Raw genomic sequence first — 15,418 nt, forward strand, 5'->3', positions numbered from 1 at the left:
CCCAGGCAGGCCGGGCCTGCAAGGGAAGACCTCACGCGGGTGGGCGTGAGGAAGTCGTGGACAGGCGCGTGGGGCGCTGAACCACGACCGGCGGGTGGGGCCCCGGGCAAGGCCCATGATCCGCGCGTCGTGCGGGCGGGGAGTTCGACTCCCCGCCCGCACACACATCTCTTCTTCTTCAGGTAGACAGAACGCGCGTTCTGTCTACCTAGACCGGGACCACTCGCTCCGTACGCAGCGCGTCGATGATCTCGCGCTCCACCCGGTCCGACTCGTCGTGCGGGACCTGGCAGGTACCGGCCGCGAGGTGACCGCCCCCGCCGTACCGCAGCATCACCTCGCCGATGTCCACCGGCGAGCTGCGGTCCAGGATCGACTTGCCGCAGGCGAACACCGTGTTCAGCTTCTGGCGGCCCCAGATGATGTGCATCGAGACGCGGGCCTCCGGGAACAGCGCGTACACCATGAACCGGTTTCCCGCCTCGATGACGTCCTCGTCGCGCAGGTCCACGACCACCACGTCGCCATCGAGGTGGCAGACCCGGTGCAGCTGTTCCACGAACCGCGCCGAGCAGTCGTGGTAGAGCTGGGCGCGCTCGGCGACATCCGGCAGCGCCAGGATGTCGTGCACGTCCTGCAGCTCGATGCAGGCGTCGATGAGCTGCATCATCAGCTGATAGTTGGAGATCCGGAAGTTGCGGAACCGGCCCAGCCCGGTGCGGCTGTCCATCAGGAAGTTGAGCAGGGTCCAGCCGGTGGGACTGAGGACGTCGGTCAGCGAGTAGTCCGCCGAGTCGGCCTGGTCGACGGCCCGCATCAGGTCGTCGGAGACCTGCGGGAACCTGGTCTTGGCACCGAAGTGCTCGTAGATCACCCGGGCCGCTGACGGCGCGTCGCCCTCGATGATGTGGTTGCTGCGGTCGCCCTCGTTGCGCAGCGTCTCCGAGTGGTGGTGGTCGAAGACCAGGTGGGCGCGGGAATCGTACGGCAGGTTGGTGAGGATGTCCCGGTCGGTGATGTCGACGGCACCGTCCTGCACGTCCTTGGGGTGGACGAACAGGATCGTGTCCGCGTCGATCATGTCCAGGTGACGCAGCAGCACGGCGCACACGAGGCCGTCGAAGTCGCTGCGGGTCACGAGCCGGTACTTCACGGGGTCCCCCTCGGTTGCCAGACCTTTGAGCCCATTTTGCCACTTTTTTCGCGTACGCCCGGCCGTGTTCGCCACCACGTACTGAACCCTCCGGGGCGCCCGCTGCGTAAGGTTCGGATGGACGGCATCGAAAGGGTCGGAGGATACGCAGAAGATGGACCACGCACCTCAGCTCATCCAGGAGCGCAGCGCCCCACCAGCCACGCTGGTGATCTTCGGCGCCTCCGGTGACCTGACCCGGCGCAAACTCCTGCCGGCGGTCGAGAGCCTGGCCCGGCACAACCGGCTCCCGGATCAGTTCGCCCTGGTCGGCGTCGCGCGGACGCCCATGAGCGACGAGCAGTTCGCGGAAAGCGCCCTCGGCGGCCGCAGCCTCTCCAGCAAGCGACAGTTGCTGGGCGGGGTGCGGTACGTCGCCGGCGGTTACGACGACCCCGAAACCTACAAACGGCTCGCCGAGACCCTCGACGAGCTGGACGCGCAGCGTGGCACGTCCGGAAACCGGCTGTTCTACCTCTCCACCCCGGCCGGCGCCTTCGAGCCGGTGATCAACGGCCTGGCCGGCGCCGGGCTCAACCAGCCCCGGGAGGGCTCGTTCTCCCGGCTGGTCATCGAGAAGCCGTACGGGCGGGACCTGGCCACCGCGCGCGAGCTGGACGCGGTCGTGCACGGCGCGTTCGACGAGCCGCAGGTCTTCCGCATCGACCACTACCTGGGCAAGGACACCGTCCAGAACGTGCTCGCCCTGCGGTTCGCCAACTCGATCTTCCAGCCCATCTGGGACCGCTCGTGGGTCGACCACGTGCAGATCACGGTCGCCGAGACGCTGGGGGTCGGCACCCGCGGCGGCTTCTACGAGAACGCCGGCGCGATGCGCGACATCGTGCAGAACCACGTGCTCCAGGTGCTCGCCCTGGCGCTGATGGAGCCGCCCGCCTCGTTCGGGTCGGAGGGCCTGCGCAACGAGAAGGTGAAGCTGCTCCAGGCGATCCGGCTGCCCACCGACCGGGACATCGCCGACGCCGCGGTGCGCGGGCAGTACACCCGGGGCGGCACCCGGGAGGAGCTGATGGCCGGGTATCGCGAGGAGGTCGGCGTCGACCCGCTGTCGCGCACCGAGACGTACGCGGCGATGCGGCTGAACGTGGACAACTGGCGGTGGGCGGGCGTGCCGTTCTACGTGCGTACCGGTAAGCGGCTTCCGGCCCGGGTCACCGAGGTGGCCCTGCAGTTCCAGCGGCCGCCGCACCTGCCGATCCCGGACGACCAGCTCACCGAGCTCGACGCGGACGCGCTGATCCTGCGGATCCAGCCGAACGAGGGCATCTCGCTGCGCTTCGGTGCCAAGGTGCCGGGCCATTCGTTCCGGGTGCGCACGGCCAGCATGGAGTTCTCCTACGACCAGACGTTCGCCGAGGAGTCGCCGGAGGCGTACGAGCGGCTGCTGCTCGATGCGCTGATCGGGGACGCGTCGCTGTTCATCCGCAGCGACGAGGTGGAGCAGTGCTGGCGGATCGTCGACCCGATCATCGAGCACTGGCAGCGGGACAACTCGCCGATCCCGACGTACGAGGCCGCGTCCTGGGGCCCGACCGACGCCGATCGCCTGATCGGCCGCCACGGCCGGAAATGGCGGAACGCGACGTAGCCTCACGATTCCTGCGTGGCTGGGCGGGCTCGCATAGGGTGGTTGCAAGCCCGCCCCGCTCCCAGGGAAAGACACACGCCTATGCAGGTATCGGTCGCTCACCACCCACCGAACACGGCCGTCCTCGTCCTGCGCGGATCCCTCGACATCGACACCGCGCCCGCCCTCAAGGCCAATCTCGGCCGCCTCGTCGAGCGTCCCGCCCCGCGCGTCGTGGTGGACGTCTCCGGCCTCGACTTCTGCGACTCGATGGGCGTGGGCGTGCTGGTCACCGCGCACGGCCGGGCGACCGAACGAGGCGGCTGGGTCCGTCTGGCCGCTCCGTCCGGTTTCCTGCGGCGCCTGTTCGACACCCTCGGGCTCAGCGATTACCTGCCGATGTTCCCCGACGTCACCGCGGCACTCAAAGAGGACTAGCGGTCACCGCGTCCAGTGCGGCGACCGCCGCTCCCCGGGCCCCGGCCATGTCCAGGTCGGGCACCAGGGCGAAGGTCGCCGCGCGTGCCTGCTCGTCGCGCAGCTGGGTGCTCTCCCGGACGGTGTTGAGGAACCACTGGCGGAAGTGCGGCGCCGCCTCCACCACGCCCCCGCCCAGGAAGTAGGCGTCCGGGTCGGTGAAGTTGGCGGCGATGGTGAACAGCTTGCCGATCGCCCTCGCCTGCTGGCCGAAGACCGCGAGGGCGAGCGGGTCCTCCTTCTCGCCGTACCCGCGCAGCAGCTTGGCGGCCTTGCCGACCGGCTCGGACGCGAGCGGGTGGTCCGGGAAGCGGGTCAGCCAGTACGGCAGCAGGTTGTTCTTGATCCCGGTGAGCGAGGCGATCGCCTCCACGTCGCCGAGGAAGCCGCAGTTGCACGCCGGCACCGGCTGGTCGTCCTCGAGGACGCCGTGCAGCGGGATCTGGACGTGCCCCAGTTCGCCGGCCATCCCGGCGGCGCCGCGGATCACCTTGCCCTTCTCCACCACACCGCCGCCGAGGCCGGTGCCGACGATCGCGGAGACCGACGACTTCTCCAGGGCGGCGGCGCCGAAGTGCCGGTGGTGCGCGTACAGCGCGGCGGCGTTGGCGTCGTTGTTGTAGACCACGGGCAGGCCGAGCCGGGCCTCCAGGGCCCCGCGGATGTCGAATCCGTGCCAGGAGACCTGGTTGAAGTTGGTGGCACCCTTCGACGAGATCACCCCGTGCGCGCTGGCCGGTCCGGGAGTGTCCAGGCCGACCGCGCGAACCAGCGACAGCGGTGTCCTGGTCAGCTCGAGGATGTCGCGGAACGCGGCGGCGAGGGACTCGACGGCCGACTCCGGGCCGTCCAGAACCTTGCTCGGGTTCTCCACGAGGTTGTTGACGAGGAACTGCCCGGTCGCGTCGAGGACGGTGGCGTTGTTGCAGGTGCCGCCGTTGTCGAGTCCAACCACGACCCAGGACGCCGGAGTGAGTACGGTTTCTGCCTGATCCACGGGTTTGAGAGTACGTCCGAGTGCCCGCCGGGGACACGGGTGCGAGCGGATTGCGGGATCGTTAGTCACGGTTGCAGCGGCGCGGGCTCCCGCCGGACGGGCCGAACCGGAGTGCATGACCCGACGCACTCTGCTCGCCGGATCCGTTGCCACCGTCGCCCTCGCCGCCACCGGGCTCGCGCTCGCCGAGCCGGCCGCCGCGGCCCCCCGCACCACCGACCTGCTGGGCAACGACCCGATCGCGCACCTCCTGCGCCGTGCCACCTTCGGACCCACCCCCGAGTCCCTGGCCGAGGCCCGCAAGCTGGGCGTGAACGGCTGGCTCGACCGCCAGTTCGCCCCGGCGAAGATCGACGACGCCGTCTGCGACAGGGTCCTGGCCCGCCTGCCGCTGGCCGGCGCGTCCGGCGAGACCGTCCGCGCCAAGCTGTCCAAGCACTCCTACGAGGCGTTCGGCCAGCTGGGCCGCGCCGCGATCGCGCGGGCCGCGTGGAGCAACCGGCAGCTGTTCGAGTCGTCGGTCGCCTTCTGGGCCAACCACCTGCACATCGCGGCGCCGTCCAGCGGCGTCTGGGACACCCGCGCCGACTACGACGTGAAGGTCATCCGCAAGCACGCGTTCGGCAAGTTCGCCGACATGCTCAAGGACAGCGCCCGGCACCCGGCCATGCTGACCTATCTTGATCAGCGCTCGTCGACCAAGGCGCACCCCAACGAGAACTACGCCCGCGAGCTGATGGAGCTGCACACCGTCGGCATGATCTACAGCGAGGCGGACGTGCTCGCCGCGGCGAGGCTGCTCACCGGCATGACGGTGAACAAGGCCGGGGGGTACGCGTACGACGCGGCCAAGCACGCCACCGGCTCGGTCAGCATCCTCGGTTTCCAGCACGCCAACGCGAGCACCGGTGGTGAGGCCGCCGCGCTGGCCTTCATCGACCACCTCGCCCGGCACCGGGCCACCGCCGAGCGCGTCGCCCGCAAGCTGTGCCTGCGGTTCGTCGCCGACGAGGCGCCGCAGTCGCTGGTCACCAAGCTGGTCAAGGTCTACCTGGACAACGACACCGCGATCGTGCCGGTGCTGCGCGCGCTGTTCACCTCGCCCGAGTTCGCCGCCTCGATCGGCCAGAAGACCCGGACCCCGTTCGAGGACCTGGTCGCGACCGTCCGCGCGCTCGGGCTGGGACCCGACGCGGACGGCGTGAAGTCGCTCGACGCGCTCTACAACAACCTCGTCGACGCCGGGAACGCCCCGTTCCGCTGGAGCCCGCCCAACGGTTTCCCGGACGTCGCCGCCGTCTGGGCCTCGCCGTCGGCGTTCCTGATGCGCTGCAACCTGCACCTGAACCTGGCCGCCGGGTGGTACCCCAAGCAGCTCACCCGCCCCGCCGACCTGCTGAAGTCCCTGGTCCCGGTGCTGCCGGCGACGTACGGAGCGCTCATCGACGCGCTCGCCACCCGCCTGATCGGCGCCAAGCTGCCGGCCGCGCACACGGCCGCCGTGCTCAGCGTCGCGGAAAAGCTGCCGACCAGTCCTCTGACCGCGAAGGACAAGTCGCTCAGCGGCGCCACGCCGTACCTGATCGCCCTTGTCCTCGACTCGCCCTCGTTCCAGTTGAGGTGATCATGGACCGCAGGACCGTCCTCGCCGGCGCGTGCGCCGGGCTCGCAGGCGCCACCCTCAGCACCAAGCTCGCCTACGCCGCCGGCGCGTACACCGGTGACACCCTCGTCGTCGTCTCGCTGCGCGGGGGCTTCGACGGGCTCTCCGCGTTCGCGCCGATCGGCGACACGCACTACTACAAGGCACGACCGGCGATCGGCGTGCCGAAGAACCAGGTGATCGCCGGGGACGGCATGTTCGGCCTGCACCCCGCGCTCGCGCCGCTGCTGCCGCACTGGACGGCCGGCCGGCTGGCCGCCGTGCACGCGGTGGGCCAGGTCGACCCGACGCGTTCGCACTTCGCCGCGATGGAGGCGATGGAGAACGCCGCGCCGGGCTCGTCGATCCGCACCGGCTGGCTGGACCGCATGCTCGGCCTGACCGGCGCCGGCGGCCCGCTGGCCGGGGTGTCGCTCGGTAAGGCGATGCCCGCACGGATCTTCTCCGGGCCCTCCGGGGACGTCTCGATGAACGCGATCGACGACGTGACGCTGGCCGGTGACGGCAAGCGCCCGATGGCCGCCGCGCTGCGTGCCATGTACGCCGACGCGCCCGCCCACCTGTCCGCGCCGGCGCAGGCCGCCGACCGGGCTCTGGCCGCCACTTCGAAGGTCAAGGCCGCGACGCTGCCGGTGGCCAACGGCGCCGTATACCCGGAGACCGACCTGGCCGGCGCGCTGCGAGACGTGGCACGTCTGATCAAGTCGAAGGCCGGGCTGGTGACCGCCGCGGTCGACTGCGGCGACTGGGACATGCACGAGGGGCTCGGTACCGCAGTCCAGGGCCAGCGGATGCACGACAACCTGACCGAATTAGCCCAGGCGCTGAACGCCTTCGTCACCGATCTCGGGCCGGACACCATGAAGAGCGTGACCGTGCTGACGATCAGCGAGTTCGGGCGCCGGGTCGCGGAGAACGGCTCGCGCGGTGCCGATCACGGCCACGGCAACGCCATGATGCTGCTGGGCGGCGGCGTGCGGGGCGGCAAGGTCTACGGCGACTGGCCGGGTCTCGCTCCGGCGGACCTGGTCGCGGGCGACCTGGCGGTCACCACCGACTACCGCTCGGTCATCGGCGAGGTCCTGCAGAAACGGTGCGGAATCGGCTCTCTCACCGAGGTCTTCCCCGGCGTGAAACCGTCGTCATTCGGCCTCGCGGTCGCTCGCTGATCTTCCATTCTGCATTTAGATACTTCAATGGTGTAAAAATGTCAACCGGTCCGATGATGCCAGATTGTCTGGCCGTTCGGACGAGGTTTGGCCCACGCATCCACGGGGGATTCCTCAGACCATTCGGAGGAGCACCACCTCCCCCCTGCTTCATACGCTTGGTTATCGCTTGATCGCTTTCCGGTCATACTCAGGGTGATTTGTTCACATATCGGTAATCCTCGCAGATCGACCCTTCCGCGCTCTTCGCCTCCAAAGTGGAGGAAATCCGGGCCGCCACGCCCACGTCACGCTTGTTACGCGCGCGTCAACGACGTGGCACAAAAATGGCATGTCAGGGCCACCCGACCGCGCCCACTCGCACGATCAAATTGTTTCTGAACCGGTTTGTTAGCACCGGCCGCCCCGGGCGTCAACGGTTGTCGATCTCCTAATAAATGCAGCGGATCGATGGGCGGAAATTCCTTAAATTTTGCTTAGACTCGCCGACGGCCCATCCCTTCCGAACGACTGAGACCGGCCGTCAGTCTCCGCGCGGCGCCGCTCCCTTCGTTTGCCTCGTCGTGGAGGTCGCCCGATGAGTCCTGCCCTCGTCACGCGTACGTTGATCGCCGCGTTCTGTTCCGGCCTGCTGGTCATGGCGTCCCCGGCTCCGGCCGGAGCGCAGCCGTCCCGGCCCGAGCGGCCAGGTGTCACCGCGCCCCAGGTGCCCGGCTACGGCGAGGTGGCCCGCCCCCGGGCGGAACGCCCCGGTGCGCTGCCACGGCGGACCGGCCGGGTCCCCGTCAAGGTCGCGAGCACGTCCAGGTCCGCCCCGTCCGTGGCAGCCGCCGCCAACGACCGGGTGGCACTGCGGGCGCTGGTCGTGGCCACCGACGCCGAGGACTTCGGCGTGCCCACCTGGAAGGCCACGCTCGACCGCGTCGGCGCCGCGTACGACGTGCTCTACACCGCCGACACCCCGGTCACGGTCGACACGCTCGTGCGGGCCGACGGGACCGGCCGGTACAACGCCGTCCTGCTGACCAACAGCATGCTGGTGTACGCGTCCGGCGGCGCGTGGCTCAGCGGGCTGGACAGCGCGGAGTGGAACATCCTCTGGGCGTACGAGCGCAACTTCGGTGTCCGCCAGGCAGCGCTGTACACCAGCTACGGCACCTGGCCGGAGGACCACTGCCTGCGCTCGGTGGGTGAGACCCCGGTCGGCGACACCCCGCTGAACATCGGGCTCGCCCCGGCCGGCGCGGGTGTCTTCGACTACCTCCGGGCGGACGTCACCGTCCCGGTGATCCAGTCCTACGTCTACCGCACGACGATCGCGCCGGGCTGTGCCGCCGCACCGATCGTCACCAGCGGCAGCGACGTGCTCGGCGTGCTCACCACCTCGGTCGACGGCCGGGAGCGGATCGCCCTGACGTTCACCCTGAACCAGTACCTGCTCCAGTCCGACCTGTTGGTCTACGGCCTGTTCCGGTGGGCGAGCAGGGGCCTGTTCCTCGGCGAGCAGCGGCACCACCTCAACGTCGACGTCGACGACTGGTTCAACAGCGCCGACCACTACTACCCCGACGGGCACATCGAGTACGACCCCGGGTACCGGGTCTCCGCGCGCGAGATGGTGAACCTCGACAACCAGCAGGCCGCCCTGCGTACCGCGTACCCCGCGGCGGCCGGCTTCACGTACAACCTGGCGTTCAACGGCGCCGACATCGACCCGTTCGCCGGCAACCAGTGCAGCCCGAACGGCGGGCCGAACGAGCTGACCGCGACCAGCAAGTGCCTCGCCGGGAACTTCCGGTGGGTCAATCACACGCTCAACCATCCGGAGCTCAACCACACCGACTACGCCACCAGCCACGCCGAGATCCTGCAGAACCGGGCGGCGGGCAACGCGATCGGCCTCGGTGCGCCGGACGACGTCCTCAAGACCCCGGAGTACTCAGGGCTCGGCGTCTACACGGTCGACCCGGACGACGACACCGGCGTGCCGGTCGACCACGGTCTCGCCGGGTCCAACCCCGCCCTGCTCCAGGCCGCCGAGGACCTGGGCGTGCGGTACCTGCACGGCAACATGTCGTTCGCCAGCCACAAGCCCGCGCACCTGAACACCGGCACGGTGCATCCCCTCGAACCCAGTATCTCGGTGGTGCCGGACTGGCCGACGAACATCGCGTACTTCGTCACCACCCCGGAGGAGGAGACCGCGTTCTACAACTCCTTCTACGGGCCGAACGGCAAGTTCCCGTACTGGCCGAGCAACCGGACCTACGAGCAGATCCTCGACTACGAGGCGGACATCGCCCTGCAGCACGTGTCCGCGGGCGCGATCAACTCGCACACGTTCCACATCGCCAACGTCCACGACTACGGCGGCGGCCGGTCGCTGGTCCACGACTGGGTGGAGCGCGTCACGGCCAAGTACACGACGTACTACTCGGTGCCGCTGCTCAACTCGCCGTGGTCGGAGATCGGCGCGTACACCGCCGCGCGCACCGCCCACTTCGCCCAGCTCTCCGCCGGGGCCGACGTGGTGTACGACCGCTCGGCCGGCACGGTCACGGTCACGTCGTCGCTGGCCGGGACCGTCCAGGTCGGCGGCGTGCAGGCGGCGGGCGCGACCACCTACGGCACCGACGTCACGGCGCCCGTGACGCTCACGGCGAACACTCCGGTGACACTGACCGCGGCGCCGCGGGCCTGAGCGGCGAGCCGGCGAAGGCGAGCAGCAGGTGCGCATCGCGCTGGTGTCGGAGGGGACGTACCCGTTCGCCATGGGGGGCGTCAGCATCTGGTGTGAGCAGCTCATCCGCGGCATGCCGGACTATCGCTGGGAGGTCGTCGCCCTGACCGTCGACGGCAGCGAGGAGCCGGTCTTCCCGGTGCCGGCGAACCTCCACCGGGTGCGCTCCATCCCGCTGTGGGGCGGTGGTCCCGAGGACTACCGCCCCCGCGGTGGCCGGCACCGGCCGGGCACCGCGTTCGTCGAGTCGTACGAGGTGTTCCTCCGGGCGCTGGTGACGCCGCTGGGCACCACCGCCCCGGAGGATCGTGGTCTGTTCCTGCTCGCGCTGCGCGGGTTTCACGAGTACGCGGCCGGCGGTGGTGACCTCGGCGCCGCCCTGATGTCCAACCAGGCGCTCGGCATGATGCTCGACGCCTGGCGTGAGCTACGCGTCGACGAGACCGGGCCGGCACCCGCGCTGGCCGACGCGCTTCAGGCCACGTGGCTGATCGAGCACATGCTGCGGCCCCTGAGCGCCCCGGTGGTCGAGGCCGACATCGTGCACTGCTCGATGAACGGGCTCTCCACCCTGGTCGCGATGACCGCCAAGTGGCGCCACGGCACCCCGGCGGTGATGAGCGAGCACGGCATCTACCTGCGCGAGCGCTACATGTCCTACCTCGAGGAGGACGCGTCGCACGCGGTGCGCGTACTCGTGCTGAGTTTCTTCCGGTCGCTGGCCGGCGCCGCCTACCTGATGTCCGACGTGCTGGCGCCGCACTCGGCCTACAACCGGCGCTGGCAGCTGCAGAACGGCGCCGAACCGGAGCGCATGTGGACCATGTACAACGGGGTCGAGCCGTCCGACTTCCCGCCGGCCCTGGGCGAGCCGGAGACGCCGACGATCGCCTTCATGGGCCGCATCGACCCGTTGAAGGACCTGCACACACTGATCCGCGCGTTCGCCCTGGTGCGGGCGGAGATGCCCGCGGCACGGCTGCGGATCTTCGGGGGCACCCCGGCGGTCAACCGGTTCTATCACGAGTCGTGCACGCAGCTGATCGGCGAGCTCGGGCTGACCGGCGCCGCGGTGCTGGAGGGCCGGATCGGCAACGCCGTCGACGCCTACCACGCCGGCAACGTGGTCGCCCTGACCAGCATCTCGGAGGGCTTCCCGTACACCGTGGTGGAGGCCATGGCGTGCGGCCGGCCCACGGTCTGCACCAACGTCGGCGGCGTGGCCGAGGCGGTCGGCGACACCGGGATCGTGGTGGCGCCGCGCGACCACGCCGCCGTGGCGCGGGCCTGCCTCGACCTGCTCCGCGACGACGAACGACGGCGCCGGCTCGGTGTCGCGGCGCGGCAGCGGGTGCTCGATCACTTCACCTTGCGCCAGTCGCTGCAGATGTACCGCAACGTCTACGAGGGACTCGCGACACCGCTGACCACCGGGCCGCCCCCGCGGCACCTGCGCGACGGCTCCGGGAACAACGGGGTCCTCCGATGAGCGCGGGCGGGCCGGGCGCGGACACCGAGGAGACCGTGCGGGTCGAGGTGCCGCGGCAGCACCCGGCCGGGCCACGCTTCGCGGCCGGCGAGCATCCCGCGCCGACGCTCCACCCGGTGGTGCTGCCACAGATCTCCACGGATCCGCTCGACGAGCTCGTCGACCGGATGCGCCCGCGGCTGCGCCGGGCCGTCGACGGGCTGCAGGTCGCCGCCGCGCTGGAGACGGACGGCTGCACGGACCGCATCGCCCGGGTCGAGTACGGGTTCACCGACGTCTTCGCCCTGTCCGACGAGGTCTTCCGGCGGCTCGGGCCGCACGTGCCCGACGAGCCGCCACCCGCCGGCCCCGGGCGCGGCCGGCGGGAGCGGGCACGCGTACTGCTGCACGGACCGCTTTACGCCCTGCCGAGCGCGGTGTTCCCGGCCGTGCTGGCGATGCTCGGGCAGCGTTCCCTCGTACTCGCGCTGGCCCTCGCCGGCGGCCTGGGCTGGATGTATTCCGGCACCGCCGCCTACGCCGGCTACAAGCTGCTCGGCGCGCACCGGCCCCGGGCGACCGCCGTCCTGCTGGCCCGCGCCACGCTGCTCGCACCACCCGCGGGTGCGGCAGCCGGCGCCGCGGTGGTGTGGCTGGCGGGCGGCGGCCCCGAGCTGATCCTGCTGACCGCGGGTCAGCTGGCCTACCAGATGGCCGGCACCGTGCTGGTCTTCTATCGCCAGGAGGGACGGCTGGCCGCGACCATGCTCCCCGCGGTCCTGGCCGGCTGCGCCTACCTGGTTCTCGGCGAGCAGTGGCAACCGGCGGCGGCCGGCGTCGCGGTGGCCGGGGTGTTCGCGGCGTTCGCCGTGGCGCTGCGGGCGACCCAGGGCCGCGGTGAACCGGGCGAACCGGGCGGCGGCCCGATCCTGCGGGCCCACCTGTCCGGTCTGGCCGGGGTGGCCCTCTACGGGCTGTGCTCCGCGGCACTGCTGCTGCACGCGCAGGCTCCGTACCTGCTCAGCAACTTCGACGTGGTGGTCGCGGCCGCGCCGCTGATCGTGGTGATGGGTTTCGTCGAGTGGCGGGCGGAGCGGTTCCGCGGCCTGGTCATGGCGCTGACCCGCAGCATCGGGCGCCCCGAGGAGTTCCGCTCCGCGGTGTGGCGGCTGATCGCCCGCGACACGGTGGCCTGCCTGGCGGTGACCGCGGTGCCGGCGGCCGCGCTTCTCGCCTGGTTCGCCGCGACCGGGCGGCTCACCGCGGGCGGTGTCCTGATGACCGCGGCGCACGTCGTGCTCGGCGGTGCGTATCTCGCGGCGTTCCTGCTCGCGGGCTTCGAACGGTACGGCCTGTTGTGCGTGTCGCTGCTGGCCGCGATCGCCATACATGTGGGCGCCGGTGCCCTGCTCGGCGTCAGCCCGCTCCTGGGCCCGCCGGACTCTGTCCCGGCCGACACAGCGCTCTATCTCGGCAGCGTCGTGGCGCTGCAGGCCCTCTTCCTGCTCGGCCTGGCCCCGATCGTGAGCCAGGCACGGCACTACCGGTAGTCCCGACCTGGGGAGGTAGATCTGCTATGCACGCGGTGATACTCGCCGGCGGTAAGGGGGTGCGGCTGCGGCCGTACACCACCACGCTGCCCAAGCCGCTCATGCCGATCGGCGACAACCACGCGATCCTGGAGATCGTCCTGGATCAGCTGGCCGGCTGCGGCTTCCGGTCGGTGACGCTGGCCATCAACCACCTCGGCGCGCTGATCCGCGCGTTCGTCGGAGACGGCCGGCGGTGGGGGCTGCGCGTCGACTACGTCGAGGAGGACCGGCCGCTGTCCACGGTCGGCCCGCTGTTCGCCATCCGCGAGCGGTTGCCCGAGCACTTCCTGGTGATGAACGGCGACGTGCTGACCGACCTGGACTACAGCGACCTGCTGCACCGGCACGAGCTCGCCCGCTCCGGCCTGACCGTGGCAATCGCCGAACGCACCCACCGGGTCGACTTCGGGGTGCTCGACGTCGAGTCGGCCCGAATCGTCGGCTTCAGGGAGAAACCCACCCTGCGCTACCAGGTCAGCATGGGCGTCTACGGGATGTCCCGGCGGACCCTCGCGCCCTACCAGCCGGGCCGGCCGTTCGGCTTCGACCAGCTGGTGCTGGACCTGCTGGCCCGCGGCGAGAACCCGGACACCTACCCGTTCACCGGGTTCTGGCTCGACATCGGCAGGCCCGAGGACTACGACGAGGCCAACCGCAGGCTGGCCGAGCTCAGGCCCGTTCTGTTCCGTCAACGGCAGGAGGAACCCGTATGACGTCTCGAGTGTTGCTGTTCGGCTCGTCCGGATTCATCGGGGCGCACGTGCGCGCCGCGCTGGAGCGGGATCCGGCGGTGAGCGAGCTGATCAGTCCCGGCCGGGACCGGTACGACCTGGTCGAGGGCGACCGGGACAGCCTGATCGCGCTGCTGCGGGAGATCGCCCCGGACGCGGTGATCTGCTGCATCGGCCGGCTCGGCGGCACCAACGAGGAGCTGATCCGGGCGAACACCCTGGTAGCGGCGAAACTGCTGGACGCGGTCGAGGCGGCCGCACCGGACGCCCGGCTGGTGCGGCTGGGATCGGCCGGCGAGTACGGCGTGGTCCCGCACGGCCACGCGGTCACCGAGACCGGCCCGACCGCGCCGATCAGCGCGTACGGGATCAGCCACCTGGCCGGCACGTCCCTGTACGCGCTCGCCGCCGCCGGCGGCCGGGTCGACGCGGTGTCCGTGCGGGTGTTCAACCCGATCGGTCCCGGCCAGTCCGCCGAGAACGTGCTGGGCCGGGCACAGCTTCGGCTGCGGGAGGCGGTACAGCTCAGGTTGTCGGAGATCGTCCTCGGGCCGCTGGGCGCGTACCGGGACTTCGTCGACGTGCGGGACCTGGCCGCCCTGCTCCGGTCGGTGGTGCTGGCGCCGAGCCTGCCGAGCCCGGTCTACAACGCCGGCAGCGGTAACGCGGTGACCGTGCGCGCGGCGGTGAAGCTGCTGGCCGAGCAGGCCGGATTCGACGGCGAGGTCCGTGAGCACGGCACCGGGCCGCAGCGCTCGGCGGCCGTGGACTGGATCCAGGCCGACATCGGCCGCGCCGAGGCCGAGCTGGGATGGGTTCCGGCGGTGGACCTGGCCACCTCGATCAAGGACATCTGGGCCGCGGGGGCGCCGGGGTGAGCCCGGTCCGGATCGGCGCGCTGGTCGTCTCGGCAGTCGTGGTGCTGGCGCTGGCGGTGGCGCTCCTGCCCGCGCGTCCCGAGGAACCGGATGAACCGGACGCGATCGACTCCTGGGCGTACCAGCTGCAGAACTACCCGGACGGCCGGCTCGACGAGCTCGCCGCCGGGCCGTACCAGCTCGTCGTGATCGATCTCGCGCGGGACGCGTACGAAAGCTGGTTCTCCGCCGCCGAGATCGCGCGGGTCAAGGCCACCGGCAAGCGGGTCCTGGCCTATTTCGAGATCGGCAGCATCGAGGACTTCCGGCCGGAGTACCCGATGCTCCGGCGTGACGCCACCGAGCTGATCGCGAACAGGTGGCCGGAGTGGCCCGAGGAGCACTTCGTGCGCTACTGGGATCCGCGCTGGTGGGACCTCGTCGTGCGGCCCCGTTTGGACCAGGCGCTGCGAGCCGGGTTCGACGGCGTCTACCTCGACACACCGCTCGCCTACGAGCAGCTCGACCTGAGCGCCGCGCAGGGCCGGGACCGCGACGGGCTCGCGCGGGCGATGACAGATTTGATCGTACGGATAAGCGGCTATGCCAAGGACCGCCGTCCCGGCTTTCTGATCGTCCCGCAGAACTCCCCCGAGCTGCGCCACCAGCGCGGCTACACGGCTGCGGTCGACGGCATCGGCATGGAGGAGCTGTTCTTCGAGGCCACCGACGAGCGGTGCACCGCCGACTACTGCGCCGAGAACCTCGCCGAGACCAGGGCGCTGCGCGACGCCGGCAAGTTCGTGCTCGCCGTCGACTACGCCACCCGGCCCGCTCCCGTCCGCGCCGCCTGCGCGCGGTACCGGGCCGAGAGGTTCACCGGGACCGTCACCGTGGTCGACCTCGACCGCACCGCCCCGCCGTGCGCGTGAGCGTCACGGCAC

At 70.8% G+C, this 15,418-nt stretch carries 12 protein-coding genes; 10 read left to right on the forward strand and 2 right to left on the reverse strand.

From position 1 onward, the window contains the following. Positions 1–208 precede the first annotated feature (208 nt). A complete protein-coding gene (locus AB0M02_RS29495) occupies positions 209–1,153 on the reverse strand; it encodes an exopolyphosphatase (protein ID WP_364232552.1) in 945 nt (314 codons plus the stop codon). Positions 1,154–1,307: 154 nt separating this feature from the next. Between AB0M02_RS29495 and zwf the strand changes: the two genes are divergently transcribed. After that, positions 1,308–2,801, forward strand: coding sequence for a glucose-6-phosphate dehydrogenase (gene zwf, locus AB0M02_RS29500; RefSeq protein WP_364232553.1), 1,494 nt, complete (start codon positions 1,308–1,310; stop codon positions 2,799–2,801). 81 nt (positions 2,802–2,882) lie between these two features. Then, positions 2,883–3,218, forward strand: coding sequence for an STAS domain-containing protein (locus tag AB0M02_RS29505; protein WP_364232555.1), 336 nt, complete (start codon positions 2,883–2,885; stop codon positions 3,216–3,218). On the opposite strand, the gene AB0M02_RS29510 is transcribed toward AB0M02_RS29505, so the two are convergent. After that, complete coding sequence (locus tag AB0M02_RS29510) at positions 3,205–4,254, reverse strand: ROK family protein (RefSeq protein ID WP_364232558.1); 1,050 nt, start codon at positions 4,252–4,254, stop codon at positions 3,205–3,207. The genes AB0M02_RS29505 and AB0M02_RS29510 overlap by 14 nt on opposite strands. Positions 4,255–4,369: 115 nt before the next feature. Between AB0M02_RS29510 and AB0M02_RS29515 the strand changes: the two genes are divergently transcribed. The 8 genes from AB0M02_RS29515 to AB0M02_RS29550 all read left to right on the forward strand — a co-directional run bounded on the left by AB0M02_RS29515 (position 4,370) and on the right by AB0M02_RS29550 (position 15,406). Then, positions 4,370–5,878 (forward strand): DUF1800 domain-containing protein, encoded by a 1,509-nt coding sequence (locus tag AB0M02_RS29515; protein WP_364232560.1) that lies wholly within the window; start codon positions 4,370–4,372, stop codon positions 5,876–5,878. Positions 5,879–5,880: 2 nt separating this feature from the next. Beyond that, positions 5,881–7,086: a DUF1501 domain-containing protein gene (locus AB0M02_RS29520; protein WP_364232562.1), complete on the forward strand. Its 1,206-nt coding sequence runs from the start codon at positions 5,881–5,883 to the stop codon at positions 7,084–7,086. Positions 7,087–7,663: 577 nt separating this feature from the next. Continuing rightward, entirely contained in the window at positions 7,664–9,787 is a 2,124-nt protein-coding gene (locus AB0M02_RS29525; RefSeq protein ID WP_364232565.1) for a hypothetical protein, read from the forward strand. A 28-nt stretch (positions 9,788–9,815) separates the two neighbouring features. Next, on the forward strand, positions 9,816–11,315 hold the full coding sequence (gene pelF / locus AB0M02_RS29530) for a GT4 family glycosyltransferase PelF (protein ID WP_364232567.1): 1,500 nt from the start codon (positions 9,816–9,818) through the stop codon (positions 11,313–11,315). Then, complete coding sequence (locus tag AB0M02_RS29535; RefSeq protein ID WP_364232570.1) at positions 11,312–12,844, forward strand: hypothetical protein; 1,533 nt, start codon at positions 11,312–11,314, stop codon at positions 12,842–12,844. Before pelF ends, AB0M02_RS29535 begins: the two co-directional genes overlap by 4 nt. A 26-nt stretch (positions 12,845–12,870) precedes the next feature. After that, positions 12,871–13,599, forward strand: coding sequence for a sugar phosphate nucleotidyltransferase (locus AB0M02_RS29540; RefSeq protein WP_364232573.1), 729 nt, complete (start codon positions 12,871–12,873; stop codon positions 13,597–13,599). Beyond that, a complete protein-coding gene (locus tag AB0M02_RS29545; RefSeq protein WP_364232575.1) occupies positions 13,596–14,495 on the forward strand; it encodes an NAD(P)-dependent oxidoreductase in 900 nt (299 codons plus the stop codon). Before AB0M02_RS29540 ends, AB0M02_RS29545 begins: the two co-directional genes overlap by 4 nt. Then, entirely contained in the window at positions 14,492–15,406 is a 915-nt protein-coding gene (locus AB0M02_RS29550; RefSeq protein ID WP_364232578.1) for an endo alpha-1,4 polygalactosaminidase, read from the forward strand. Before AB0M02_RS29545 ends, AB0M02_RS29550 begins: the two co-directional genes overlap by 4 nt. The last annotated feature ends 12 nt before the right edge of the window (positions 15,407–15,418 follow it).

Origin of the sequence: Actinoplanes sp. NPDC051861 (genome assembly GCF_040681145.1) — a bacterium.
Taxonomy (GTDB): Bacteria; Actinomycetota; Actinomycetes; order Mycobacteriales; family Micromonosporaceae; genus Actinoplanes.

Bases quoted from the DNA above. Each gene is read 5' to 3' on its own strand.
- AB0M02_RS29535 (WP_364232570.1), top strand. From the start codon at position 11,312: ATGAGCGCGGGCGGGCCGGGCGCGGACACCGAGGAGACCGTGCGGGTC.
- AB0M02_RS29505 (WP_364232555.1), top strand. From the start codon at position 2,883: ATGCAGGTATCGGTCGCTCACCACCCACCGAACACGGCCGTCCTCGTC.
- AB0M02_RS29525 (WP_364232565.1), top strand. From the start codon at position 7,664: ATGAGTCCTGCCCTCGTCACGCGTACGTTGATCGCCGCGTTCTGTTCC.
- AB0M02_RS29520 (WP_364232562.1), top strand. From the start codon at position 5,881: ATGGACCGCAGGACCGTCCTCGCCGGCGCGTGCGCCGGGCTCGCAGGC.
- zwf (WP_364232553.1), top strand. From the start codon at position 1,308: ATGGACCACGCACCTCAGCTCATCCAGGAGCGCAGCGCCCCACCAGCC.
- AB0M02_RS29515 (WP_364232560.1), top strand. From the start codon at position 4,370: ATGACCCGACGCACTCTGCTCGCCGGATCCGTTGCCACCGTCGCCCTC.
- AB0M02_RS29545 (WP_364232575.1), top strand. From the start codon at position 13,596: ATGACGTCTCGAGTGTTGCTGTTCGGCTCGTCCGGATTCATCGGGGCG.
- AB0M02_RS29540 (WP_364232573.1), top strand. From the start codon at position 12,871: ATGCACGCGGTGATACTCGCCGGCGGTAAGGGGGTGCGGCTGCGGCCG.